The organism is Paraburkholderia translucens (assembly GCF_020881035.1).
Classification (GTDB): domain Bacteria; phylum Pseudomonadota; class Gammaproteobacteria; order Burkholderiales; family Burkholderiaceae; genus Paraburkholderia; species Paraburkholderia translucens.
On the sequence record NZ_JAJITC010000012.1, the window covers coordinates 162,589 to 187,001 of the forward strand.

The window sequence follows — 24,413 nt, forward strand, 5'->3', positions numbered from 1 at the left end:
TTAACCCGGCGCGTCGAACTTCCCCACGGTAGTTGCGGCGTGTGCGCCGGGATTGCGTTCGGCCGCGCGCACACGGGCGCGCATCGCGAGGATGGGTTGCGGGACCACCTGGCGGCGTGGGGCGGCCCACGCCAGCCCCGCCAGCAGTTCGATGCCATCGCGTGCCAGCGTGCCTTCGCGCGTGAACACGCCGAGCGCGCGCAGCGTTGTGGCCAACGCTTCGCTCCACGGCAAACGCAGCCATGCCACCCACGCGGCGTTACGCGCGAGCATGCGACGCCGCAACGCGCTGTCGCGCGCCGGCGACGGATGATGATGGAGCGTCATCTGATCGCAGTAGACGATCGCGTATCCCGAGGCGAGCACGTCGAGCGAAACGAGCGCTTCCTCCCCGCCGATGAAAAGACGCGGCTCGTAGCCGCCGATTTCGCGAAACAGCGCGGTGCGAAACACGCACGCACCGGCCATATAGCCGATCAAGGAGGGTCCGGGCAGGCCGACGCTGCCGAGGGGGCTTGCGCGCATCAACACACAGGTCGGATCCGTCGTGTCGTCGGGGCCGACGACCACGCGTGCATTGAGCACGCCGACGCGCGGCCAGGCGTCGAGAAGTTGCACCGCGAGTTCGAGCGAGCCGGGGGCCCACCAGGTGTCGTCGTCGCAGAACGCGACATACTCGGTGTCGACGCACGCGAGCGCGAGGTTGCGGCCTGCCGCGCCGAGGTTGCTGTGGCATTCCACGACGCGAATACTCGGGAAGCGCGCTGAAACGAGCGCGACCGTGCCGTCGGTAGAGCCATTGTCGGCGAGGATGACCGGCGGATTTTCGGGCAGTGCGAGCAGCCGCTCCAGGTTGGCGAGCAATTCGCCCGCACGGTTATACGTGAGAACGACAATTGAAATGCGCGGGTGAGTGGGGTTTGGTTGCATCTGATGCGACGGCGTCAGCGGATGGATTGCGAGGGCACAGCAAGGTCCATGCCCTCTGTCGTGTCATTTGCGTCGTTCGACTCGCAACGGCTCAGTTGCCAATAGCGTTCCGGCGAAAACAGGCTCGCCTGCGCATCCGGTCCGAACGCGCGCAGTTGGCTGCCATAGGCGTCGAGCGCTGCGCGTTTCATGCGCTCTTGCTGCGGCATGCACGCCACGGACAACGCATTCGGCGTGTCGGCGGCATAGCCGCTTTTCGCAAGGTGGCACAGACGTGCTTGCACGACACCGGGGATGCGACGGTAGGGCACGTCTTCATAGGCGACGAACGTCGTGGCGGGTTGACGCTGCAACAGCGCGAGACAGGCAGTGGCCACGAGAACGTGATCCGAATGGAACAGGCCCAGCGGCATCATCACGCATGTCGGCCTGGTGTCGGAAACAGTCCGGTTCAACGCGGCGGAGAGTTCCCCCACATCGGGCGATGCATCGTATTGGGCGTCGCGGAACGGTAAGTGCAAGGGGCGCGCCGAAAGCAGCCCGAGCGCTTCACGGTCTTCTCTCCGACGCGCCCGCATCGCTTCGAACGCATCGGCGAAACCGGACGCGCGGTCCCAATCCGTCGTCATGTTGCGCGGCGGCGGCGCGGTGAAGACCGTGCAAACGACGGTGCCGGGATGCGCGGCGATCAAAAGTCCGCAACTAAGGACCGCATCGTCGAGATGCGGTGAGATAACGAGCAGGCGCCGGTTCGATTCCATACCGGCCGTTAGCAAGCGCTGTGCCGCCGGTGCGCGGCGGGAAACCTCGTAGCGGGAATGACACATGCTGACCCTGTGGTTTTACCGCCGCTTAACGCACCCGCCATGAGTCCCGCTTCAAATCCGCCCGCCCACATCCGAATCGTTGAGGTCCGCAAAGGTCAGGTAACCGAATCGATGTCGCGCGACACGTTTCGCGAACGCTTCATGGCCCGCTTCTACGATCCGGCCTTCCGCGCGGAAGACGCGGCGCTCGTGCGCCTCGAAGCGATTGCCTGGGATGCTTATTCGCAGGGCCGCAAGGCGCCGGTCACCGAAAAGGCCGGACCGGGATTCGCCGACCCGGACTACGATCTGTCGGTCGAATGGCGCGCCGCGAGCGAGCGCGTGAAGGCGGCGCAAGCGTGGCAACGCGATCCGGCGTCGCACTCGCGGGTGCTCGTAATCAACGCGTCGTCGCGCAACGACTACACCTGCCCCGGTGAAATGTCCAAGAGCTTCCGGCTCGCGAAGATTGCGCAGCAGACGCTCGAACGCAGGTCCTGCGACGTCGATTTCCTCGACCTGTCGCGCCTGAACTCCGATCGCGATCTGCACATTCATCCGTGCAAGGGCTGCGTGTCGACCGCGATGCCGCTGTGCCACTGGCCATGCAGTTGCTATCCGAATCATTCGCTCGGGCTCGTCAACGACTGGATGAATGACATCTACGAACGCTTTGCCGCCTGCCACGGTGTGCTGATCGTGACGCCTGTCTACTGGTATCACGTGTCCGCACCGCTGAAGCTGATGATGGATCGCCTCGTGTGCGCGGACGGCGGCAATCCCGATCCGACCTCGACTCACGGCAAGAAACCAGACGAAGCAAAGCGTCTCGAGCTTGCTGGCTGGGACTATCCGAAACATCTGGCGGGCAGAGCCTATGGCGTCGTCGTGCACGGCGACGTCGCGGGTATCGAGGACTCGCGCAGAGTCTTGGCCGACTGGCTCGACTGGATGGGCTTCGTCGAATCGGGCGCGAAGTCGCGGCTCGATCGGTTTATCGGCTACTACGAGCCCTATGCGACTAGCCATGAAGCGCTCGATGGCGACGAGGACATGCAGCAGGAAGTGGCCAACGTGGCCGAAGCAGTCGCGGCCTGCGTCGAGCAGATTCGCGCCGGCCGCAAGGAACCTGATGACAGTCTCGGCACCCCACATGCGAAATGATCCTCATCGCTCATGAGAAGGGCGAAACATGCCAAACGACGAAGCGACGAGCCCGCAGTCCCAGCGGCGCCGGCTGGGAGGATGGCTGCCGTCTGAAGAAGCGCATCTCGCGCGCTACCGGACCACGTTGGCCGCCAAAGCGCGCGAACGTGCGCGCACGGCGCCGCGCACGCGCGCCGTCGAGGAACTCGCGGCCCTGCTCGAAGGCGACCCCGTGCTACGCATGGATATGACGCGGGCGATACGCCAGGCGCAGGAGGCGGGCTACGTGCTCGGCTATGGATCGATCGGCGAGCTGATGACGATCGTCGACTACCTGATGACCTACGCGCCGCCGTTCAGCGAATCCGCGGATCGACCTGCTGCCTCGTGTTCGAGCCGGGGGTGATAGACCGCTTCGTCGCGGAGCCGCCATTCGGCGACGGGCAGCCGCCCATCAAGGTCAACGCGGCCGTTGCGCGGGTAGCGTCGCGCAACGCGCCCGCGTCGCAAGGCAGCGGCTAGACCGGTCGCGTCCCATCGAGCCGCAAATCCAACTGCGCCGCGGCGCGCGGGGGATCGCTCGGGTCTTGCGCGAGAAGCGTGTCGTAGATCGTCAGGTAGTCGTCGGTCATACGGGCGGCCGTGAAACGATGCTCGAACACGCGGCGGCATGCGCCGCGCTCGATGCTGTCGATGCGGGCAACGGACTGCACGGCCTCATCCACGTTGTCGACGACCAGACCGTTCACGCCGTCTTCGAGCAATTCGGGTACCGCGCCTCGCCGAAACGCGATCACCGGGGTGCCGCACGCCATCGCCTCGATCATCACCATGCCGAACGGCTCGTCCCATTCGATTGGCAGCAGCAACGCGCGCGCATTCCCGATCAACTGCCGGCGTACGAGGCCGCCCACTTCGCCGAGGTATTCGACGAACGCGCGAGAGCGCTGCAATAGCGGTTCGATCCGCTCGCGGAAATAGTTGCGCTCGCCGGGATGAATCTTCGCGGCAATCTTCAACGGCACGCCGCTGCGCCGGGCAATTTCGATGGCGAGATCGGGACGTTTCTCCGGCATCATGCGACCGAGAAAAAGCAGGTAGGCCCCGGCCATCGGTTGAAATTCGAACTCGCCGAGCGGCAGGCCGTGATGGACCGTGCCCTGCCAGTTCGCCCACGGCACCGGCCGGCGCTGACTGGCGGAGATCGACACCACCGGCACCCGCGCGAATTCGCGAAACAGGGGGCCATGATCGTATGGCAGCAAACGGCCGTGCAGCGTCGTCAACGTGCGGCACGGCGAGCGGTCGGCCCATGCGAAATGCAGCGGCTCCCCATGAAAATGAATGACGTCGAAGCGCTGCGCGTCGCCGATCACACGCGCGAGTTGGCGGACGTGGTGCGTTTGCGTGTCCCACACGTTCGCGTCGCGCCACAGACCGCGAGCGCAGATCGGCACGAGTCGCGCGGCGGTGGCCGAATCGGCGCTCGCATAGAGCGTCACGTCGTGGCCGCGCGCGACCAGTTCTTCGGTCAGATACGACACCACACGTTCAGTCGCGCCGTATGCGAACGGCGGCACGCTTTCGTAAAGCGGGGCGATCTGGGCAATTCTCATGGGTCGTCGAGCAAAGAAAGAGAGGCGGCCGCAATGCCTGGCACTGCACCGCGAGTAGCAAGCCACGTACCGCCGGGGGAACCTCGCCGCTGGGTATGGCGTTTGCTCGATCGGGGACACTGGATAGAGAGGACCCGCCATGAACAGGCATGCGACCAAACCCGCATCAGAACAGACGAAGTCTGCCGCTCCGCGCGAAACCGCGAGTACGCCCGACGCGCTCGCGCTGCTCATAGACGATCACCGCAAAGTCGAGAAACTGTTCGACGCTTTCGGCCAGTCTCGCGGCGACGAGCGCGACGCGCTCGAAGCCAAAGCCACGTTGGCGCAGCGCGCGTGCGAAGAGTTGACGATGCACGCCATGATCGAGGAGGAGTTGCTGTATCCGGCCGCGCAGCGAGCGCTGCCAGACGATGACCAACTCGACGTCGACGAGTCCTACGTCGAGCATTTTCTCGTGAAGACGCTGATAGCGCGATTCGAGACGCTGAAGGCGGGAGACAAGGGCTTCGACGCGACGTTCAAGGTCATGTCCGAGCTCGTGCGGCATCACATCGAGGAAGAGGAAAGCGAACTGTTTCCGGCGCTGCGGCGCAGCGGCTGCGATCTCGCCGCCCTCGGCGAACAGATCGCGGCGCGCAAGCAAACGCTGCAAGCGAGGCTGGACGAGGCGGGCAGTCGCGCGGTCGGCGACAGGACCTGACGCGCGCAAGCGCCATCGAACATCGGAGGTGGGTGATGAAGGCAGTGGTGTTTCACGGCATTGGCGATATCCGGCTCGACACCGTGCCGGACCCGCAATTGCAGCAGCCGACCGACGCACTCGTGCGCCTCACGTCGAGCGCGATTTGCGGCACGGACCTGCACATGGTGCGCGGCACGCTCGGCGAGATGCAGCCCGGCACGATCCTTGGACATGAGGGTGTCGGCATCGTCGAGGAAGTGGGGCGCTCCGTGCGCAATCTACGCCCAGGCGACCGCGTGCTGATTCCGTCGACGATCTCCTGCGGCTTCTGTTCGTATTGCCGCGCGGGTTACACCGCGCAATGCGATACCGCGAATCCGCATGGGCCGGGGGCCGGCACCGCTTTTTTCGGCGGACCGAAATCTACGGGACCGTTTCAGGGTTTGCAAGCGCAGTATGCGCGCGCGCCGCTCGCGCACGCGAGCCTGATGCGCATGCCCGAAGAGATCGGCGACGATCGGGCGATCATGCTGTCGGATATCTTTCCGACCGGCTACTTCGGCGCGCAACTGGCGGGCGTGCGAACCGGCGATACGGTTACGGTGTTCGGCGCGGGGCCGGTCGGCCAGTTCGCGATCGCGAGCGCGAAGCTGATGGGAGCCGGCCGCGTGGTGGTGGTCGATCGCGTTGCTTCGCGGCTCGACATGGCGCGCACGCAAGGAGCCGAAGTGGTCAACTTCGACGAGGAAGACCCGGTAGACACGATTCTGCAACTGTCAGGCGGCATCGGCGTGGATCGCGTGATCGATGCAGTCGGCGTCGATGCGGTGCGCGCGGAGCACGGTGCCGCCGCGCAGAAAGAGAAGGACCAGCAGCAACTGTTCGATCAGGAAGTCAAGGAGATTGCGCCGCAAACGAAGCCCGACGGCGACAACTGGCAGCCGGGCAGCGGGCCGTCGCAGGTGCTGCAATGGGCCGTGAAGGCCGTCGCGAAGGCGGGCACGGTGGCGATCATCGGCGTTTATCCGCCGACCGATCGCGTGTTTCCGATCGGTGAGGCGATGAACCGCAATCTGGTGCTGCGCATGGGCAACTGCAACCATCGCGCGGTGACGCCACGTCTGATCGAGCTGGTGCGCAACGGTACCCTCGATCCGCTCGCGGTGCTGACGCAGCGTGAACCGCTCGTCGATGCAATCGCGGCCTACCGCGAGTTCGACCGGCGCGAACCGGGATGGATCAAGGTGAAGCTGGAGCCTTGAACATTGCGGCCCTGCCACTGAACGATATTGAGGAGTCGCTGCAAGCCTTCCGAACGAATGCACCCTTTACGTGTCCGCTGACTGCGATTTCAGGAGGGCGCCGCAGGATGGCCTGATCCGGGCAGGGAAGAGACATGTCCAGAAGAAAGCTCAAAGTCATTCGATACTCGCCCGCAGTGGCCGTCTCGCGCGACGACTTTTCGATCTTCGTCACCGCGCGACGCAGCGCCGACGGACGGTTCTATGCCGATCTGCTGGTGAGCCGTAAAGTGGATGGACGCCGTCTGTTTCCGTTCGACGGCGCGCCAGCGGTCGGTCCATTCGACAGCATCGAGGAGGCGCGGCTCGCCGCCGAGCAGTATGGCGCGCGCATCGTCGCCGGCGATCTCGCCTGTCCCGAGGTGTGAGAGGCCGGCCGTCGTGGCGTGTCGCGATGCGGTATCGATGGTGACGGCGGGTTTTGCGGCTACTGCTCGATGAACGTGCGCCACTGCGGGAATTGCTCGAAGAAGCTTTCGCTGACGTAGACCTCGTAGAGGATGGGCGAGCCCGTGTTCGACGGCACACCGGACTCACCTAACGTGGACAGCCCCGGGTCGATGCCACTGGTGCTCGCCCAGGCAGTCAAATCGTCTAACAGATCGCGCGCTTCGTCGCACGGCACTCGCAATTTGATCGGCGTCATGTCCCTTCCCACGGCTGGTCAGCATTGTCGTCGGAAGGACATCATAATCGAAGCGCGGAGCAGTCATGCGCGTCGCAACGGTGAGCCGGCCTGGGGGCTTTAGTGATGTCGGCTTGTCACGTGTACCGCACATGGCCGGCATGTCGATGCGGGGCCAAACCGGCTTGGACCCGGGCAGCAAGCAAATAGGATGGTGCCATGAGTAATCCGATCGCAAGCGTCGTACGACTCTCTGTATTGATGATCGCGGGGTTCCAGACGATCAGCGGTGAGGCGAGAGCGGCCTGTCCGGCGTTCGTGGAATTGCCTTCGGGCACCGTCTTTGATCTGGCGAAGCTGATTGCCGACAGCGGGTCGCCGTCGGCAGCGCTGGAAAAAGCTCGTGCCGATCTTGCGCAGATGAGCCGCGACGGCGAATGTTCGGCGAGCGAGCACGTACGTCATCACGCGGAGTGCCTGGAAATCGTCGAAGCAGCCCACAAAGCAGTAGCCGCGTTGGAACATTGTTCACGATGATTCATCGTGACCGCCAGGGGCGCGGCTTCTGCGTCAGCATCGGCGGCTGTGCCGCAATACCGTCAGGACCCCAACGGTTCGAGCATCTTTTCCGTCTTCCATCACCGAACAGTCCCGCCGCCGATGCCGCCGCCCGCCGCGCCGTTGCTGGCTGGCTATTTGTGTTCCCGGGCTTTCTGGTTCCCCGCCTTTTCGGCGAATTCCGTGAGCTTCAGGTCGGTGGCTTTCTCTTCTTCCAGCGTTGCCTTCAGCAGTTCGACTGCCTCTGTCTGCCCGAGCTGCTTGCCGATCGCGCACAGGCTGCCGTATGCAGCAATCTCGTAGTGCTCCACCTTTTGCGCCGCTGCGACGAGCCCAGCGTCGAGCACCGGCCCTTTTTCGATCTCCTCAATCAGATCGGCCCCCTCTTCGATCAAGCCTTCCATCGCGACGCACTTGATTCTTTTCAACCTGATGCCGGTCTTTTCTACGACCTGATCGATACGCTCGACCTGGCCGTGGGTTTCTTCAAGGTGTGTCCTGAAGGCTTCGGATAGCTGTGGATCGGACACGCTTCTAGCCAGCTTGGCCAGCGCGCGAGTCAGCTGCTTTTCCGCGTTGTAGATGTCTGAAAGCATGTGGACGAAAAGGTCGTCGACCGTCTTACGCTGAGTCATGGTGAGTCCTCCTGAAAAGGTGTGAGATCACGAATGAGCAATGCACGTACCGTCGGGTCGGCTCGTGCCGTATCCGCGCGGATCGACTGCGTTGGCAGCGCAGTAGACAGGGTTAGATGAATGCGAGGAGCGCCTTTCGCGCACGAATTTGCAACGTCGGCCTCGCCGGGCCAACAGCAATGAGACGGCCAATCAGCGCTCGCCAGCCGCAGCGGCGCTACTGTGTAACGCCCTTCGCCGCGGCGAGATCCTGCGCCATCTTGTAGTGCTCTTCGATGGTCGGCAGAGCCTTTTGTGCCGCCTTCTTCAAATCGGCATTCTGACCATCGGAAATTTCCTTCTTGAAGGCGTTGATCGCATCCTTATGTCCCTGCAGCCCGACCTTCTGGATATACGCGTCGTCGAACTGTTTGCCTTTCAGGCCTCGCAGCGAGTCGAGCACCGCCGTATCCGAGTTGTCCTTCGGCACGGTGACGCCGTGCGGGGCGGCCATCTTCAGCTGCATCGTGAGTTTCGTGTGATCGAGCATCATGTGATGCGCGAACGATTTCACGTCCTTGTCGTCGGTGTTCTTCGTTGCGAGCTTTGCCGCGTCGATTTCGGTCGACGACGACATGCTCGCCGCCTGCACGAAATCCTTGTCGGGAGCGGGTAGCGGTTCGGCGGCCGTGGTCGAGGCGGCCTGGGATTGCGCGGCGGCAAGGTGCGGGACAGCGGCGAGACCGCAACAGATTGCCGCAATGGTGGTAATGCGCTTCATGTTTTTTCCTCCAGGAGAGTCAAGGGAATGAACGGGAAGCGGACCGTTGCCACGCTTCGCTGAGCCTCCCGCAAGCCCCATACCATCGCGCGTCGCGCCGCCGGTCCCAAGGTTGCCGGGCATTTGCACGGCTAACGCGCTTGACCGGGAAGCCTTCGAGCGACGCTTCGCCGCCGAGCGCATGGCCGGCGACGACCTCCGGGCTGACCGGTGCCTGCTGACGGGCACGCGTAGAACGCAGGATGAAGGTGTGCACTGGGAATACTTTTGCAACGCGCGATGCTACTTTTTGACGAGCCCGCGACCCGTCCCCTGCTTGACCGAATGCAGCGTGAGCTCTTTTTTCAATCCGACGGCGTGAGCAGGAAGCCGATTGCCTCGCGCCACCAGGTGTCGTCGACGCGGCCAATCCAGTCGTTATGTCCGGCCGCCTTCACGAGCGCCATTCGTCTCGGTTCGGCCAGCGAGTCGTAGAGCGCTTCGCCGAACTGCGGGGGGACGATGCTGTCGCGTTGCGCAACGACGACGAGAACAGGTCGGCCAAACGACCTCAGGTGGGTCACGCTGTCGTACTGGTCGCGCAGCAGCCACTTCACGGGCAGCCACGGATAGTGATGAGCGGCGACGTGTTCGAGCCGATCCCATGGCGTGATGAGCAGCAAGCCGGCGGTCTTGTCGCGTTCACGCGAGCCGGCCGCGGCCGCCACGCCGGCCCCGAGCGATTCGCCGATGAGCAGCAGCGGCGCGCCATACCGGCGATGCGCGAGCGCGATGGTTTGCCGGGCATCGGCGACCAAGGTCTCTTCGCCGGGCGTGCCGTCGCGTGGCCCGTAGCCTGGATATTCGGCGAGGATCACGCGCAGCCCGAGCCGGGTGAGCGCTGCGGCGTAGAACGAACGGTGGCCGGCATGTCCGGCATTCCCGTGAAAGACAAGGGCAGTGGCGCGCGCGGACCCCGCGGGCTCCGCCACGAGGCCCCTGAACGCCTCGGGTGCCGGCCACGCGCGAAGTCCGCCTGAAACGACATCGTCGGTTGCAGCCTTCTCGGGGAAGTAGAGAAAACGATCCAGCAAGGTGGCGACTCCTGCGAACCTGATCGGGTGTGCAACGGTGAAGCGCGGCATCGGCTCACGCCGCCCGGCGCTCGCGCGGCTAACCGAGGACCAACTTTGTGCTCCATACTTCGGTGAATCACGCCGCCGAGAGGATCGACATGGACACGGACCTGGCACACGCCTGGCTGACGTACAGCGCGCCCGTAGCCGCGGCACAGGCTGAGGGCCGACCGCTCGTGGCGCTGGAATCGACCATCATCGCCCACGGCATGCCCTACCCGGAGAATATCCGCACTGCGCGCGAAGTCGAGGCCTTGATCCGCGAGGCGGGAGCGGAGCCCGCGACGATCGCGCTGATCGGCGGGCGAATCCGCATCGGGCTAGCGGACGGCGAGTTGGAACTGTTAGCCCGCTCGGACCAAGTGCGCAAGGTCAGCCGCCGCGACCTGCCGGCCGTGTTGGCCGGCGGCGGCTTTGGCGCCACCACCGTGGCCGGCACGATGATATGCGCCGCGCTGGCCGGCATCGAGGTCTTCGTCACAGGAGGCATTGGCGGAGTGCACCGGGGCGCGCAGGAAACTTTCGACATCTCGGCCGACCTGCAGGAACTGGCCAAGACCTCGGTGGCGGTGGTCTGTGCAGGTGCGAAGTCCATCCTGGACATCGGGCTTACATTGGAATACCTGGAAACATACGGCGTGCCGGTGCTCAGTTGCGAGCAGGACAATTTCGCTGCGTTCTACACGCGCGACAGCGGATTTCGCGCGGACTTCCGGCTCGATGACGCGGTGGAGCAGGCGCGCTTCATTCGCACCAAGTGGGACCTGGGCCTCGCGGGCGGCGTGGTGTTGAGCACGCCAGTGCCGGCGCCGGCAGCGATGGCGTCCGAAGAAATCGACGCGCTGACCCGGCAGGCGCTTACCGAGGCCAGATCGCAAGGAGTGACCGGGAAGGCTGTGACCCCCTTCCTGCTGGCTCGTATCAAGGCCCTGACCGGCGGACGCAGCCTGGCGACAAACATCGCGCTCGTCAAACACAATGCCGAGGTGGGGGCACGGTTGGCGCTCGCAATGGCACGCGAGGGGCGCGGATTGGACGCGGCGTAGCCAGGCACTCCGGGACGTGCGGCAATGCTTGCCGCGTGTGCGCGGAGTCGTCGTGCCCGCGCAGGCGCGGCGCTGCCATCCCCATGTGTTTCCCGCGCGAGCGAAAGCGAACTATTCTTGAAGAATCTTTCCCGGAAGGTCATTTCCTGTTTGCTTCCAGCGGAGGTGTGTCATGTCAATGTCAGCCACGCTCCAGGACTGCCTGCGCAGCAAGGGCTCGCAGTACGAAATCGTGCATCATCCGTACAGCCATTCCAGCGTCGAAACCGCGGCCGCAGCCCATATTCCCGGCGATCGCCTCGCCAAGACAGTGCTTTTTGAAGACGAGCACGGCTATGTGGCCACCGTGCTGCCATCGACCTATGCCGTGCGGCTGTCCGAGCTTTGGGCAAAAACAGGACGCCACCTCCTGTTAGCCAAAGAGACGGATTTGCGGGAGTTGTTCAAGGATTGCGACGCGGGAGCGCTCCCGCCGGTATGTACGGCCTATGGCATGCAAACCTATCTCGACGAAAGCCTTGCCCAGCAGCCAGACATTTATTTCGAGGCTGGCGATCACGAAGAGTTGATTCATATGGGCACGGATCAATTCCTGCACCTGATGGACCGAGCCGAGCGGGCACGCTTCGCCCGTCGCATGCAGGGTTTGCCAATGTGACCGGCCCGGTTTGCGCGAGGCGGATCATGCAACGCAGCGATCGGGTACTGAAGCAGGTGGTGGCAGCCTTCGAACACGAGTCACACCTGAAGCTTCACGCTCATCCCGTTCACCTGTCTTTCGAGGATGGTGCCTTGATCGTGGCAGGCGAGGTGCCGGATATCGCATCCAAGAAGCGCCTCCTTCAGTTGACCAGAATGCACAGCGAGGGCGAGCGCCTCGTCGACCAGTTACGCGTCACCGCCAACCCGCCTGTCGCCGATGGCGAGTTGCGCACACGTATTTGCGAACGGCTGGCTCAGGCGGTGGATTTCCGCAACTGCGTGATTTGCGCCCGCGTGAAGGGCCAACTCGAACTGCTGCGCGGCACCATGGACGAAGCGGGCAACGACGGCAGCGGCGTCATCGAGGTAACGGTCGACGACGGTGTGGTGACCTTGACGGGGCAAGTGATCAGCCTGTCTCACAAGCGCCTCGCGAGTGTGATTGCCTGGTGGGTCGGCGGTTGCCGCGACGTGGTGAACCTGCTGGAGCTGGTACCCACCGAAGCGGACGGCGACGATGAAATCACCGACGTCCTGCACCTGGTGCTCGAAACCGATCCGCGCGTGCGCGCCGAGCAGATCACCATAAACGTGGAGAACCGCACGATCACGCTAGCAGGCTGGGTGGCGACCGAAGCCGAAAGACGGCAGGCGGAACAGGATGCCTGGTGCCTGGATGCCAGCGGAGGCGTCGTCAATCATATCCAGGTGCGTGCCTGATCCGGCGTGCCTTCACGACGCCCCAGCTTCCTGATGCAGTTCGCCGCCCCGCATCAGGCGCCGGGCGATGTCGGCCGTTTGCAGCGTGCCGCGTTCGGTCGGTGAATGCGCCGCAAGATAGCGGGCGACCGCAATGAGAACATGCCGGCCCTCGTCGGTATTGCCCCACGCAGCGAACTGGCGGACCCCGGCCTCCAGCATCTGATAGGCATGGAAACCCGCATCCTCGCGCAGCACCGCAAGCGCAAGCGTGGCGATCAGCGCCTCGGGCGGATGGCCAAGCGTGAGATGCCGCGCCACCAGCCTTGCCGCAAGATCAACCTGTCGTTGCCGGTCGAAGGCGTCAAGCAAGGCGGCGCGGATCGTGTCTTCTTCGGCCGGAAGATCTCCGAGCGGATCGTTGTTCTCGCCCGGGATGCGGGCCGGTGGCACGTTGAGGTATCGGGCAAGATAGAGCGCCATCGCTCCGTGCAAGATGCCGCGCACGGCCGCGGCGTAACTGTCGATGTCAGTGGCGCGGACCCGCCTGAGCATCTGGTGAACCGCATTGGCATAGGTGAAGACGTGGTGCGCCGTCTCCCAGTCCGCATGCTCATTGGCGTTGCCGAAGCGGGCCACGCGCAGCGCCGCTGCGTAAGCGAGGCATTGTCCGAGGTCGGCGGGAGCGGCGCCCGCGCCGATCGCCGCATTCAGCGCGTCGATGATCATCACCGGATCGTCCCCGAGCAGATCCCGCGCGAGCGCCGCGTGGTTAGACCATCCTTGCGGGCCGCGCCCGGCGGCGCAAAGCCGCGCCATCCGGCTGGCTGCTTCGTCACACAGCGCGACGAGATCGACGGGCTGGCGCCAGGCGGTCGATTCCTCGGCGCCACGGGCGGTCACCATCTGGGCGACGATAGTAGGCAGCAACGCCGGCGCGTGCGTCCACCCGATCAGGTCGAGGCACTCGAAGACCTTGTTGATGAAGTCGAGCGCGTGACCGGTGTCCGCGAACGCCCGTTCGGTCGCGGCCGAAAGCAGGGCGTCTGCCAGCACCGCGGGTGAGGCGCCAGCGGCAATCGCCGTCAGCAGGGTGCGTTCGGCCGCCTCGCGATGGCGCACGGTCGTCCAGAGGCGCAGCCAACGCTTGAGCGTGGCTGGCTCCGGGCGGCTGCCGAGCGGCGCCCGGTCGCGCCGCGGCGGCTCGCCCGCGCAGTCCGCCGCCACCCGGCGCGCGCCGTGGAACAGGGCGAGATAGGCGTCCTCTTCCGGGAGCATGGGCAACAGGTTGGCGAGCGCCGTCAGGATCGTGAGACCGATGCTCCAGCCGTCACGGTTGCGCGCCCCGAACAGCGCCACCTGCTGCACGATAGCGGCCACGGGTACGCCGGCCGCGAGCTGACCCTGCACGGCTTTGGCGATGACGAGTCCGAGGTCGTGTGCGAGTCCGTCCGCAAGCCGCTCGTGCCAGTGCGTCGCGGGGTCGGCATGACCGAACGTGGCCGCCACCCAGACGTCGCCATTGCGCACCTCGACCGCGCAGCTCGGTACATCGTCCGCCCAGAGGTCGAAGGTGCAGCCGCTTTCCAGATCGAAGCGGGCATGGTGCCAATGACAGGTGAGGATGCCGTCCTCGACCGTGCCTCGATCGAGCGGGAAGCCCATGTGGGGACATCGATTGTCCAGGGCGAAGACGCGGCCGCGGTCGTAGATGACGAGGATCGGGCCGTGGCCCCCTTGCACCACGAGCCGCCCCTTCGCCTTCAGTTCTTCAAGGTTCCCCACGGGCACGAATTCGTTGTTCGGCGCATCCATGCACATGCCTCCCCGCATCGGTTCTGCGCGGGCGTCATAGGGACGCCCGATCCCTCTCTCAACATACGCAGATTTCATGCAAAACGCGAACGTCCACCGCAACCACGGTCTTCGTCAATCCGTCTGCAATGGCGATAGGAATAATCGAAGAATGGCGACCGTTCAGACACGGCCGGCCCATGCGACATTCACGAATGCCGTCCCTGTCGGATTCTCAACGCGGCCCCGCCGCAGATCTTGAAAGGAGTTCGCAATGTCGAAAGTACTCGTGCTGTACTACTCCTCATATGGCCACGTCGAGACACTGGCGGGCGCCGTCGCCGAAGGTGCGCGCGCGGCGGGTGCCACGGTCGACGTCAAACGGGTTCCCGAAACCGCACCGGAGGAGGTGGCGAAGGCCGCTCACTTCAAGCTCGACCAGCAAGCGCCGGTTGCGACGATCGCGGAGCTCGCCAACTACGATGCGATCGTGGTCGGCACACCGACCCGTTTCGGGCGCGTCTCCTCACAGATGGCGTCGTTTCTCGATCAGGCCGGCGGCTTGTGGATGAGCGGTGCGCTGGTGGGCAAGGTCGGCGGTGCGTTCAGCTCGACGGCCAGCCAGCATGGCGGCCAGGAAACGACGCTGTTTTCGGTCATCACGAACCTGCTGCACTTCGGCATGGTCATCGTCGGTTTGCCGTACAGCCACCAGGGGCAGATGACGCTGGACGAGATCGTCGGCGGCGCTCCCTATGGCGCGACGACGATCGCGGGCGGGCAGGGCCAGCGCCAGCCGAGCGCCATCGAGCTCGCGGGAGCGCGTCACCAGGGCGAACTGATCGCCCGGACGGCAAACAAGCTGTTCGGCTGAACGTCAGTCCCGATCTTTGCGCGAGGCCTCGCTGTCATGGAGAAACTAGACCACGCCGAAATCATCGTTGCTGTCAGGAATCGCGTTGAGCAGGTTCGCAAGCGAGTGCCAGCCGATCAGGCTCGATAGCGATATCGCCACATGCAGCCAGCGCTCGGCGCGTGAGGGCGGCTTCGTCAGCGGGATGTCCATGCGGCTCACCGCGCTGCCGTTTCGGTACCGCTCATTCGCGAGAGCAACGGCTCCAATACCTGTTTCAATGTCGTGGTGCCGAAGCGTCGCTCGCTGACGTTCGCCTCGACGTCGATACGGCCCGCGTTGTGCGCGTCGTACAGGTCGACGATCAGTTGCGCGTACCGCTCGCCGAGCCCGCTGCCCCGCAGCACGGCATGCCATTCGCCGCGCGGCACCTGGCGGGCGACCACGGGCCGCCCCGACAGTTCCGCCAGGGTGCGCGCGACGCCGAGCGCGCTGACCCGCTCTTTCGCTTCGATGCTCACCACCCGTGGCGTCGCGCGCGAAGGCCCGCCGTCGAGCAGCAACTGCGCGGCGAGCGCGCCGACGTCCTGCGCGGCGACAGTCGGAAACAGCTTGTCGAGCGGATCGTGCAGACTTGGCAGCACGCCCTGGCCGAGCGCGACCGGCAGCACGCGCGCCCAATTCTGCATGTGTTCGGCGGAGCGCAGCAAGGTGAGCGGCGAAGCGATGGTGCGCAACTGCGTTTCGAGGTAGTGGAACAGTGTCGTGATGCCGGTGCCGCTGGCGTGCTCGGCGCCGTAGTCGGAAAGCGCGAGCAGTTGCGGCGGCGCGGCCAGGCGCAACGCGGCGACGCCCGTATCGATGATGTGCCGCATCGCGGCCGCGGGATCGTCGTGCGGATGCGGCACCGGACAAAGCCATTGCACAGCCTGAGCGCCGTCGATGGCGCGCGCGACCGAGTTCGCGTCGTTCAGGTCGGCGAGCGCGATCTCGCAGCCGATCGCCGCGAGCGCGTCGGCTTGCGCTGCGTCGCGCACCACCGCGCGTACCCGCTGACCCGCGCGACGCAATGCGCTCGCGCTTGCACGTCCCACGTGACCCGTAGCTCCGAATATGACGAACACGTTGTGCTCCTTTGAGGATCGCTATGGCGTGATGGTAGGGACGTCGTGCTCACGGGGCGCTCAGATATGGATTGCCTTGCGCAGATATGGATGATTTTTTTGCAGCGACACTGCGGCGGTCGCGCGAACGGCATCAGCCGCCCACCAGCTACGAGAATCCGTCTCCCCTGCGAGGCCGCCAAAAACGCCGCACAATGCAGGCATCTTGCCGTCATTCAGGACACTCAGGAGAGCATCGATGAACGCGGTCACCCCGATTCCTGCGCTTGCGCCGCATAGCGGCTCGCGCACCGTCGTGCGCACGAGCAGGGCGCTTGGCTGGCAAGGCTTCGGTGCGGAGCTGGTCAACGTGTCGGCCGGTTTGCATCGGCTGCCCGCGTTTCGCCATCACCGGGTGGGCGTGCACGTCGGCGCGCCGGTGACGGCACACTGTGTGTGCGATGCGCAACGCCTCACGCGGATTCAGGCGCATGGCGACGCGGACGTGATCCCCGCAGGGCTCGAAGGCCAGTGGAGCGATGACGCCGCCTGCACGATTTTCAGCATCTGGTTTGCCGAGGACTTCGCGCAACGGACCCTCGAGCAACTCGCGCTGAAACCGGCCGACGCGCAGTTGCGTCCGCGCCTGCAGATACGCGATGCGCGCTTTCAGCATCTGGCCTGGGCACTGCGCGCGGAGCTCGAAGCGCACGACGCGTCCGATCCGCTCTACGCCGAAAGTCTGTGCACGGCGATGCTGGTGCGGCTGATCGGCGCCGAGCCTGCGCCCGGCAACCGGCGCCGCACGCTCGCGCCGCGCACGGCCGCGCGCGTGATCGAGTTTATCGACGCGCACCTCGATCAGCGTCTGACGCTCGACGATCTCGCCGCGCAGGCGCAACTGAGCGTGCCGCATTTCAAGGCATTGTTTCGCGACACGCTCGGCGTGCCCGTGCATCGATATGTCGTACAGCGCAGGGTGGAGCGCGCGCGAACGCTATTGCTGCAAGGAAGTTTCAGCACAAGCCAGATTGCGCTCGATACCGGCTTCGCGCATCAGAGCCATATGGCGTACTGGATGTCGCGTCTGCTAGGCGTGACGCCGCGCGAACTGCGCGGCGCCCCGAGCGACGATGCGGCGATGCCGGTGCTCGAGAAAACCCAACGTTGATGCGCGAGGCTGGCGGCGCGCAATCCATCCGCTTCACCCTGGCGCCGCCCCCGTCAATTGCGCATAAACATCATGCGCGAGCTGCAACAGCGCCTTGCGATCGATCCCGCCCGACACCGCATAGCCAAAATCGCCGTCGACCCAATAGAACACGTTGACGGGACCCGCCTGATACAGCTTGAACGCGGTCGTATTCGCGTTTTCGCGGCGATGCGAGATGCACAGCGTGACGCGCTCGCCGTTCGGTCCGGCATACATGAACTGGGCGGTCGGGCCGTCTTCGCCGGGCAGCAGGCGGCCGCCCGACAGCATGAACCCGCTCTTCGACAGCATCGGCGGGTGGACCTGCGTGCCGAGCCGGTTCGCGAGCCACTGCACGAAGTCCTGCTCGCGATCGGCGCCCATCTCGCTCGGGCGCTCGATCGCCGGCATGTAGACGACGTGCGCGAGCGCCGCCCGGCGCGCGAAACCCTCGGCGCTGTCCGCGCTGACCGCACGATCTCCGGCTGGGGTTTCGGCCTCCGTGCCGGTTCGATCGATTGCAACAGGGGGGATCAACTCGTCCCTGTGCATGCCGATGCCCACGCCGAGCACGAGTGCCGCCGCCATGCCCGCGAACTGCGCGGCAAAACGCGGCCAGTTCGCGGCCAGCCACGCGCGGCGCGGCGCGCCGGTCTGCAGACGTTTCGGCACGGGCTCGCTGAGCACGCGGTCGTAGCGCTCGTGAAGCAGGCCATTGAGCGAGAAATAATCGCTGACGCGCGCGGCCAGGCCCGGATTCTGTTCGAGCGCGCGCTCCACCTCGGCACGGCGCTCGCCGGACAGTGTGCCATCCACGTACGCGTGCAAGTCTTCTTCGCCGATCGGAATTTGCGGCTCGCTCATCGCACCACCTGTAATTTCGCTCCGGGCTGGACGCCCGCCATCAAGGCCCGCAGCCGTTCGCGTCCGCGCGAGAGCCGCGACATCACCGTGCCGATCGGCACGTTCAGCGCGAGCGCGACATCGGCATAGCTCATCTCCTCGAGGCCGACCAGCAGCACCACTTCGCGCTGCTCGGCCGGCAGCCGCTGTAGCGCGTAATCGAGGTCGCGCACTTCGAGCGAACGGGTTTGGTCCGACGGCACCGCGAGCTCGCTTTCGGCGATGCTGTCGTCGTCGACCGCGACGTGGGCCGCGCGCGCGGACGCCTTGCGCGCCTGATTCGCGAACACGTTGTGCATGATCGTGAAGAGCCACGCGCGCAGATCGGTGCCCGGCTGGAACAGGCGCGTGTGGCCGAGCGCGCGCTCGAGCGTGTCCTGCACGAGGTCGTCGGCGAGCTCGCGATTGTTGATGAGCGCCCGCGCATAGCGCCGCAGACGCGGCACGTGCTCCATCAACTCGTCACGGACATCCATGGTTGATCCGGGTCAGGGGTGGCATCGGGGCCGCATTGGCGTCACTCGCGTCGGTTTCGATATGCATTCGAACTGCAAACGCCTGTCTGCGCATTTTATTCCGCTGGGTGCCTCGCGTCGGTTGGCCGGGGGTGGGGCGCGCGGCCGTCAGCGCGCGCTCATCACGTCGGCGGCGCGCATCAGGCCGCGGGTGCGCGCATTGCCCGCGACCACGAAGCGCTGGCGCCGCGCGGTCCACCTCAACAGCCGCATGTCACCGATGCGGCGCGCGGCCCACTGGGGCTCTTCGCGCGCAAACGGCGCCGCGGCCGACAGCACCACCACCGGCTTCAGATCGCCGCTCAGATAGACGAATTCGTTGGCGCGCTGCAAAGGACCGAGCTGGAGCAGGCGTTGCCCCACGAGGCGCAGCCCGATGGCGTCGAGATCCGGTGCGGCCGGATCGACCGGCCTCGGCGATGCCAGGGGAAACGGGCGCGCGGTGACTTCAGCGAGCGCCATGACGGCGGCGTTGTCGAGCGCTTGCGCAGACACCTGGATCGCGGCGAGCCAGCCACTGAGGGCGAGGAGCGTCAGCGCGAGCACTGCGAGCGCGAGCAGCGTGCGGCACGCGCGACCGGGCGGTTGAGGGAGCATGCCTCGCCGGCGCGATCTGCCGATGTGCTCGCGTGCTGGCTCCTCCGTGGTTTGAAACGCTGCCTGCATCTGCGCGTTCAACCGGTCGTAAAAGGCGACGCGTCGTGCTTCCGCTGGATGCTTGCCGAGGTAGTCGCGCAGCGACGCGGCACGCTCGGGCGTCAACGTGCCGTCGGCATAGGCCTGGATGTCGGGTTCGGAGGGCGGAGCGCCGGACGGCCGGCGGGTCGAAGTCATGATGATGCGCGGTCTCGAGTGCTGCTATTCGAAGGCAAACACAGGTATTTGCGCATTTATTCCCGGCGCCAGCGATGTTTTTCTCGCGTCGCGAATACAGGAATAAAGGCCGTCGACCCGTGGTTCTGCGTAGTGCGAACCCGCACAACTCTCCAAGGAGTCGATCATGAAAAAGCTCTCGCTTGTCGCTTTGTCGTTTGTCGTTCTCGCCGCTTCGTCGAGCGCGTTTGCGCAGGCCAAGACACGTGCCCAGGTGTACCAGGAGTTGATCGAGGCCCAGCAGAACGGTCTCGACTACATCACCGACACGTCGTACCCCGACGTCAATCCCGTGTTCGCGCGTCAGGTCGCACAGCACAAAGAGGCGCTCGCCGCGCAAGCGGCCGCGGCTGCGAGCCACGTTGCGAACTCGGGCGCGCCGGCCGTGGGCGCCCATTGAAGCAGCCGCGGCGAGGGCGGCGCGAAGGCGATGGAACGGGTACGCCCGTGTGCCGTCTCGCGCTGCACCCGTGACTCGCGCTCGCGTTGTTAGCGGCGCTGCTGCTGGACCTCGCGGCGGCGTGGTCGCGAGAGCCTTTCCCGAACTGTTCAAACCAGAGCCGCCCCAGCCATTTTCGTCCAACGCGTAGAATGGCCGGTTATCACGGCAACTTGCAAGTGGACAGAATCTGCCGGGCGTCGCTAGCAAGCGTCGCGCGGCACACGCTTTGCGTCCGCGCGCGCTTGCCTTCGCCGGTTTGAACAGGAACGCACGCGGATGTCATCAGTTTTCTTCGATCGGGAAAGCATTGCGGAATGGCTCGGTGAGCGGACCGTCGCCAAGGCGCGCTCGGTGGGCGCGGTCAGCAACGTCAAATGGCGCGGTGAGACGTTGTCGGGCGACGTGCAGGGCTCGCAACCCCAGCCCTACCGGACGTGGGTCCAATTTCATGTCAATGGCGGATCGACGTGGGCCGAAGGCGAATGCACCTGCCCGGTCGGGCGCAATTGCAAGCACGTCGCGGCACTGCTGTTCGCGGAACTCGACTACCACGACGAGATGGATCACATCACGCAGGTGGAAGACGATAGCGACCCGGCTACGTCGGAGGTGTTCATCGCGCGACGGATCACGGTCCCGGGCGTGCCGCCGCCGCCATCTCCCGCGCCCGGCGTGCGCCCGGAGCTGGTCAGCTGGCTCGAACGTTTTCGCGCGCGCGCCCGCGCGGCCGAGGCCGCCGAACAAGCCGGCGCCCGTAAGCCGCACGCCGCGCGCAAGGAAACGCTGGCCTATCGCCTCAACTGGTCGCGCTTTCATCTGCGCCACGAGGTCGTGCTGCATCGCGCGCGCTGCGACGAGGACGGCCTGATCGTCGCGGTCGGCGACAACTGGGGCGACGTCGAAGGCGCGCTGCTCAGGCAGCCGCGCTTCGTGTCCGACGAGGATCTGTCGATTCTGCGCGGCCTGTGGCTCGGCCGCTCGCGCGAGGATCTGGGCCAGTTCGTGCTGCGCGGCACGAGCGGTGCGGAGACGCTGCAAAAGCTGATCGCGACCGGGCGCCTGTTCTTCGACTTCAGGATCGCGCCTGGCCAGCCGGGCCCGACGCCGCTCGTGCGGGCGGCCGACCGGCCCGGCCGCATCGAATGGGAGCCGCTCGCCGACGAGCGCCTGCGTCCGGTGCTGCGCACCGAACCGTGCGCGAGCATGGTGCTGCCGACCGAGCCGGTCTGGTACGTGGACGGCGTCGCCAACGAGGCGGGCGTCGTGCCGCTGTCGCTGCCATTCCAGCAACTGCCCGATTACCTCGCGATGCCGCCGATTTCGCTCGCCGAGGCGCCGCTCGTCGCGTCGGTGTTGCGCGAGATCGCACCCGGGCTACCGCTGCCGCCGACCCACGACGCGCCCGCGATCCGTGTGATCGACGTCGAGCCGGTGCCGGTGCTGACGTTGAACAGTCATGCGCTGCCGGGCACCGCGAAGGGAACGAAAACGGCCAGAACCGCGAAGCTCGCGGCGCACAAGTCCACCGTGTTAGAGCTGGCCGCCGCGAATTTCGACTACGACGGCGTCAGCATCAACGCCGACAGCAGCGTGACGCTGGTGCCGCTGCCGGGCGGCGACGTGATTCACATTCGCCGGCGCTACGACACCGAAAGAAAGCGTTTGCTGGAACTGCGTAAGACCGGGCTGCAAAAGGTGCCGACGCGCAACATGCACGGGTCGCCCCTGTTGCCCGACACGATGCTCGGTCTGCCCGACACCGACGCGTGGTCCGGGTTCGTCAACGAGGCGGTGCCGGATCTGGTCGCGAAGGGCTGGCGCGTGACGATGGCGCCCGAGTTCCGTTACAACGTGATCGAGATCGACGCGATCGACGGCACCGCGCAGCAGGCCGGCGACGGCTGGTTCGACCTGGAGATGGGTATTCGCGTCGGCGAGCGCAACGTGCGGCTCGAACCGCTCCTGGCCGATCTGTTCCGGCGCGACCGGCGCTGGCTCTCCGGCGCGCTGGAGAGCATTCGCGACGACGAGCCGATCGAGCTGAAGACCGAGGAAAACAAGCGCCTGCGGTTGCGCGCCGATCGTCTGAAGCCGGTGGTGCGGGTGCTGGTCGATCTGTTCGATTCGCTCGGCGGCGCGCTTGCCGACGGCGCGCCGCTGCGCGTGCCCGCGGTCGATGCCGGCCGCCTCGACGCACTGCATGACACCGGTCGCTGGCAGTTCAGCGGCGACGACTCGATCCGTGAACTGGCGCGCCGTCTGCAAACCGGCCCGGGCCTGCGCGAAGTGCCGGTGCCGCGCGGTCTGAAGGCCGAGTTGCGCGCATATCAGCACCAGGGCCTCAACTGGATGCAGTTCCTGCGCGAACAGGATCTGGCCGGCGTGCTCGCCGACGACATGGGTCTCGGCAAGACCGTGCAGACGCTCGCGCACATTCTGGCGGAGAAGGAAGCGGGGCGGCTCACGCATCCCGCGCTGATCGTCGTGCCGACCACGCTCGTGCACAACTGGCGCGAGGAAGCGCGGCGCTTTGCACCCGGGCTGAAAGTGCTGGTGCTGAACGGGCCGCAGAGGAAGGAGCGCTTCGAGCAGATCGGCGAACACGAGCTGATCCTGACCACTTATGCGCTGCTGTGGCGCGATCAGAAGGTGCTCGCCGAACACGAATACCACCTGCTGATCCTCGACGAGGCGCAGTACGTCAAGAACGCGACCACCAAGGCCGCGCAGGCGATTCGCGGCTTGCGCGCGCGGCATCGGCTGTGTCTGACGGGCACGCCGCTCGAAAATCATCTCGGCGAACTGTGGTCGCAATTCGATTTTCTGTTGCCGGGCTTTCTCGGCAGCCAGAAGGACTTCACGCGGCGCTGGCGCAATCCCATCGAGAAGAACGGCGACGACGTGCGCCGCGCATTGCTCGCGCGCCGCATCCGGCCGTTCACGCTGCGCCGCCGCAAGGACGAGGTCGCGAGGGAACTGCCACCTAAGACGACGATCGTGTGTCCGGTCGATCTCGAAGGCGCGCAGCGCGACCTGTACGAGACCGTGCGCACGGCGATGCAGCAGAAGGTCCGTGCCGCGGTCAACGCGCAGGGGCTCGCGCGCAGCCACATCATCGTGCTCGATGCGTTGCTGAAGCTGCGCCAGGTGTGCTGCGATCCGCGGCTCGTGCGCACCGCGAGCGGCATCGCGGGCGGCACGGCTGCGAGCGGCGGCGAGCGGGCGATGCGCTCGGCCAAGCTCGACCTGCTGCTGTCGATGCTGCCCGAGCTGATCGAGGAGGGGCGCCGGGTGCTGCTGTTCTCGCAGTTCACCGGCATGCTCGCGCTGATCGCCGAGGCGCTCGACGAAGCCGCGATCCCCTATGCGATGCTGACGGGTGACACGGCCGACCGCGTGAGCCCGGTGGAGCGGTTCCAGCAGGGCGAGGTGCCGCTGTTCCTGATCAGCCTGAAGGCGGGCGGCGTGGGACTGAATCTGACTGCCGCCGACACGGTGATCCACTACGACCCGTGGTGGAACCCGGCCGCCGAGAACCAGGCGACCGACCGCGCGCATCGGCTCGGACAGGACAAGCCGGTGTTCGTCTACAAGCTGATCGCGGCGGGCAGCATCGAGGAGAAGATCGTCGAGTTGCAGGAGCACAAGGCCGGGCTCGCCGACAGCATTCTCGCGGAAGACGCGGCCGGTGCCGCGAAGTTCTCGGACGACGACCTCGATGCGCTGTTTGCCCCGATGCCGGAGATCGAAGGATCGCGCTGAGCGCGCGCATCTTGAGCGCGTTTTTCTGCGCGGCTAACGTGACGTTACTCGCGCGGCTAGACCCCGGTGAACGTGTGTAGTGTGTTTTTGGCGGCGTTGCATCGACAGGGGTGGCGCCGCATTTTTTTGCTCGCGGTCTGGAGCGGGGTATCGCCCGCTAGCGATTCGTCATGCGTCGCGTCATCCAATCAGATGACAACTGACATTTCGCGAAATCTAACAATGTTTAAACGATTTATTTTGAGACCATTCTTATACTGGGCGCCGAATTGTTAAATCAGAGTTCTTCGAAGAACTCTCAAGAACGGTATAGGCAGATCGCGCCAAACGCCAGCCGGGCAAGGATCTGCCG

At 65.5% G+C, this 24,413-nt stretch carries 26 protein-coding genes and 1 pseudogene; 13 read left to right on the forward strand and 14 right to left on the reverse strand.

The features are described from left to right. Together LJ655_RS21760 and LJ655_RS21765 are read right to left on the reverse strand one after the other, a co-directional pair. Positions 1 to 930: a glycosyltransferase family 2 protein gene (locus tag LJ655_RS21760; protein WP_230563283.1), complete on the reverse strand. Its 930-nt coding sequence runs from the start codon at positions 928 to 930 to the stop codon at positions 1 to 3. Between the two features lie 14 nt (positions 931 to 944). After that, complete coding sequence (locus LJ655_RS21765; protein ID WP_230563328.1) at positions 945 to 1,691, reverse strand: PIG-L deacetylase family protein; 747 nt, start codon at positions 1,689 to 1,691, stop codon at positions 945 to 947. Positions 1,692 to 1,868: 177 nt separating this feature from the next. Between LJ655_RS21765 and LJ655_RS21770 the strand changes: the two genes are divergently transcribed. Next, positions 1,869 to 2,900 (forward strand): flavodoxin family protein, encoded by a 1,032-nt coding sequence (locus LJ655_RS21770; protein WP_329959722.1) that lies wholly within the window; start codon positions 1,869 to 1,871, stop codon positions 2,898 to 2,900. A gap of 28 nt (positions 2,901 to 2,928) precedes the next feature. Then, positions 2,929 to 3,249: pseudogene (locus LJ655_RS21775) on the forward strand (phosphatidylserine decarboxylase); the annotation flags it as partial. Positions 3,250 to 3,400: 151 nt separating this feature from the next. Here the strand turns inward: LJ655_RS21775 and LJ655_RS21780 are convergent. Further along, positions 3,401 to 4,498 (reverse strand): glycosyltransferase family 4 protein, encoded by a 1,098-nt coding sequence (locus LJ655_RS21780; RefSeq protein WP_230563285.1) that lies wholly within the window; start codon positions 4,496 to 4,498, stop codon positions 3,401 to 3,403. 139 nt (positions 4,499 to 4,637) lie between these two features. Here LJ655_RS21780 and LJ655_RS21785 point away from each other — a divergent pair, with 139 nt between their 5' ends. The 3 genes from LJ655_RS21785 to LJ655_RS21795 all read left to right on the forward strand — a co-directional run bounded on the left by LJ655_RS21785 (position 4,638) and on the right by LJ655_RS21795 (position 6,852). Then, positions 4,638 to 5,201 carry a hemerythrin domain-containing protein gene (locus LJ655_RS21785; protein WP_230563286.1) on the forward strand — a complete coding sequence of 188 codons (564 nt, stop codon included), beginning with the start codon at positions 4,638 to 4,640 and terminating at the stop codon, positions 5,199 to 5,201. A 35-nt stretch (positions 5,202 to 5,236) separates the two neighbouring features. Further along, on the forward strand, positions 5,237 to 6,445 hold the full coding sequence (locus LJ655_RS21790) for a zinc-dependent alcohol dehydrogenase (protein WP_230563287.1): 1,209 nt from the start codon (positions 5,237 to 5,239) through the stop codon (positions 6,443 to 6,445). A 134-nt stretch (positions 6,446 to 6,579) separates the two neighbouring features. Then, entirely contained in the window at positions 6,580 to 6,852 is a 273-nt protein-coding gene (locus tag LJ655_RS21795; protein WP_230563288.1) for a DUF6723 family protein, read from the forward strand. Between the two features lie 59 nt (positions 6,853 to 6,911). Here the strand turns inward: LJ655_RS21795 and LJ655_RS21800 are convergent, their stop codons facing one another. Continuing rightward, positions 6,912 to 7,130, reverse strand: a complete 219-nt coding sequence (locus tag LJ655_RS21800; protein ID WP_230563289.1) for a hypothetical protein — start codon at positions 7,128 to 7,130, stop codon at positions 6,912 to 6,914. Between the two features lie 198 nt (positions 7,131 to 7,328). Between LJ655_RS21800 and LJ655_RS21805 the strand changes: the two genes are divergently transcribed. Continuing rightward, complete coding sequence (locus tag LJ655_RS21805) at positions 7,329 to 7,646, forward strand: hypothetical protein (protein WP_230563290.1); 318 nt, start codon at positions 7,329 to 7,331, stop codon at positions 7,644 to 7,646. A 155-nt stretch (positions 7,647 to 7,801) separates the two neighbouring features. Here LJ655_RS21805 and LJ655_RS21810 read toward each other — a convergent pair whose 3' ends face one another. The 3 genes from LJ655_RS21810 to LJ655_RS21820 form a co-directional block, all read right to left on the reverse strand. After that, positions 7,802 to 8,302 carry a YciE/YciF ferroxidase family protein gene (locus LJ655_RS21810; RefSeq protein ID WP_230563291.1) on the reverse strand — a complete coding sequence of 167 codons (501 nt, stop codon included), beginning with the start codon at positions 8,300 to 8,302 and terminating at the stop codon, positions 7,802 to 7,804. A gap of 217 nt (positions 8,303 to 8,519) precedes the next feature. Beyond that, the gene (locus tag LJ655_RS21815; RefSeq protein WP_230563292.1) at positions 8,520 to 9,062 is read right to left on the reverse strand and encodes a DUF4142 domain-containing protein; all 543 of its coding nucleotides are present in this window, start codon (positions 9,060 to 9,062) and stop codon (positions 8,520 to 8,522) included. A gap of 344 nt (positions 9,063 to 9,406) precedes the next feature. Further along, positions 9,407 to 10,186, reverse strand: coding sequence for an alpha/beta hydrolase (locus LJ655_RS21820; RefSeq protein ID WP_230563293.1), 780 nt, complete (start codon positions 10,184 to 10,186; stop codon positions 9,407 to 9,409). Positions 10,187 to 10,275: 89 nt separating this feature from the next. On the opposite strand from LJ655_RS21820, the gene LJ655_RS21825 reads away from it, so the two are divergent. The 3 genes from LJ655_RS21825 to LJ655_RS21835 all read left to right on the forward strand — a co-directional run bounded on the left by LJ655_RS21825 (position 10,276) and on the right by LJ655_RS21835 (position 12,645). Next, complete coding sequence (locus LJ655_RS21825) at positions 10,276 to 11,223, forward strand: pseudouridine-5'-phosphate glycosidase (protein ID WP_230563294.1); 948 nt, start codon at positions 10,276 to 10,278, stop codon at positions 11,221 to 11,223. Between the two features lie 172 nt (positions 11,224 to 11,395). After that, the gene (locus tag LJ655_RS21830; RefSeq protein ID WP_230563295.1) at positions 11,396 to 11,881 is read left to right on the forward strand and encodes an aminoacyl-tRNA deacylase; all 486 of its coding nucleotides are present in this window, start codon (positions 11,396 to 11,398) and stop codon (positions 11,879 to 11,881) included. Positions 11,882 to 11,907: 26 nt separating this feature from the next. Beyond that, positions 11,908 to 12,645, forward strand: a complete 738-nt coding sequence (locus tag LJ655_RS21835; RefSeq protein WP_230563296.1) for a BON domain-containing protein — start codon at positions 11,908 to 11,910, stop codon at positions 12,643 to 12,645. A 12-nt stretch (positions 12,646 to 12,657) separates the two neighbouring features. Here the strand turns inward: LJ655_RS21835 and LJ655_RS21840 are convergent, their stop codons facing one another. After that, the gene (locus LJ655_RS21840; protein ID WP_230563297.1) at positions 12,658 to 14,439 is read right to left on the reverse strand and encodes a Rieske (2Fe-2S) protein; all 1,782 of its coding nucleotides are present in this window, start codon (positions 14,437 to 14,439) and stop codon (positions 12,658 to 12,660) included. A 253-nt stretch (positions 14,440 to 14,692) separates the two neighbouring features. Here LJ655_RS21840 and wrbA point away from each other — a divergent pair, with 253 nt between their 5' ends. Further along, positions 14,693 to 15,292, forward strand: coding sequence for an NAD(P)H:quinone oxidoreductase (gene wrbA, locus LJ655_RS21845; protein ID WP_230563298.1), 600 nt, complete (start codon positions 14,693 to 14,695; stop codon positions 15,290 to 15,292). A gap of 45 nt (positions 15,293 to 15,337) precedes the next feature. Here the strand turns inward: wrbA and LJ655_RS21850 are convergent, their stop codons facing one another. From LJ655_RS21850 to LJ655_RS21860, 3 genes are read right to left on the reverse strand one after another with little or no spacing between them, the layout of a single operon-like run. Further along, on the reverse strand, positions 15,338 to 15,484 hold the full coding sequence (locus tag LJ655_RS21850; protein WP_230563299.1) for a hypothetical protein: 147 nt from the start codon (positions 15,482 to 15,484) through the stop codon (positions 15,338 to 15,340). Positions 15,485 to 15,489: 5 nt separating this feature from the next. Beyond that, positions 15,490 to 16,395 carry an NmrA family NAD(P)-binding protein gene (locus LJ655_RS21855; RefSeq protein WP_230563300.1) on the reverse strand — a complete coding sequence of 302 codons (906 nt, stop codon included), beginning with the start codon at positions 16,393 to 16,395 and terminating at the stop codon, positions 15,490 to 15,492. Positions 16,396 to 16,455: 60 nt separating this feature from the next. After that, the gene (locus LJ655_RS21860) at positions 16,456 to 16,647 is read right to left on the reverse strand and encodes a hypothetical protein (protein WP_230563301.1); all 192 of its coding nucleotides are present in this window, start codon (positions 16,645 to 16,647) and stop codon (positions 16,456 to 16,458) included. On the opposite strand from LJ655_RS21860, the gene LJ655_RS21865 reads away from it, so the two are divergent. Further along, positions 16,634 to 17,545, forward strand: a complete 912-nt coding sequence (locus LJ655_RS21865; protein WP_230563302.1) for an AraC family transcriptional regulator — start codon at positions 16,634 to 16,636, stop codon at positions 17,543 to 17,545. The genes LJ655_RS21860 and LJ655_RS21865 overlap by 14 nt on opposite strands. Before the next feature lie 33 nt (positions 17,546 to 17,578). On the opposite strand, the gene LJ655_RS21870 is transcribed toward LJ655_RS21865, so the two are convergent. The 3 genes from LJ655_RS21870 to LJ655_RS21880 all read right to left on the reverse strand — a co-directional run bounded on the left by LJ655_RS21870 (position 17,579) and on the right by LJ655_RS21880 (position 19,818). Continuing rightward, positions 17,579 to 18,430 (reverse strand): anti-sigma factor family protein, encoded by an 852-nt coding sequence (locus tag LJ655_RS21870; protein ID WP_230563303.1) that lies wholly within the window; start codon positions 18,428 to 18,430, stop codon positions 17,579 to 17,581. Continuing rightward, the gene (locus tag LJ655_RS21875; protein WP_230563304.1) at positions 18,427 to 18,945 is read right to left on the reverse strand and encodes an RNA polymerase sigma factor; all 519 of its coding nucleotides are present in this window, start codon (positions 18,943 to 18,945) and stop codon (positions 18,427 to 18,429) included. The genes LJ655_RS21870 and LJ655_RS21875 overlap by 4 nt, the downstream gene beginning before the upstream one ends. 147 nt (positions 18,946 to 19,092) lie before the next feature. Further along, positions 19,093 to 19,818 (reverse strand): anti-sigma factor family protein, encoded by a 726-nt coding sequence (locus LJ655_RS21880; protein ID WP_230563305.1) that lies wholly within the window; start codon positions 19,816 to 19,818, stop codon positions 19,093 to 19,095. Between the two features lie 166 nt (positions 19,819 to 19,984). On the opposite strand from LJ655_RS21880, the gene LJ655_RS21885 reads away from it, so the two are divergent. Together LJ655_RS21885 and LJ655_RS21890 are read left to right on the forward strand one after the other, a co-directional pair. Further along, positions 19,985 to 20,257, forward strand: a complete 273-nt coding sequence (locus LJ655_RS21885) for a DUF4148 domain-containing protein (RefSeq protein ID WP_230563306.1) — start codon at positions 19,985 to 19,987, stop codon at positions 20,255 to 20,257. Between the two features lie 318 nt (positions 20,258 to 20,575). Next, a complete protein-coding gene (locus LJ655_RS21890) occupies positions 20,576 to 24,061 on the forward strand; it encodes a DEAD/DEAH box helicase (protein ID WP_230563307.1) in 3,486 nt (1,161 codons plus the stop codon). Positions 24,062 to 24,413: the final 352 nt, after the last annotated feature.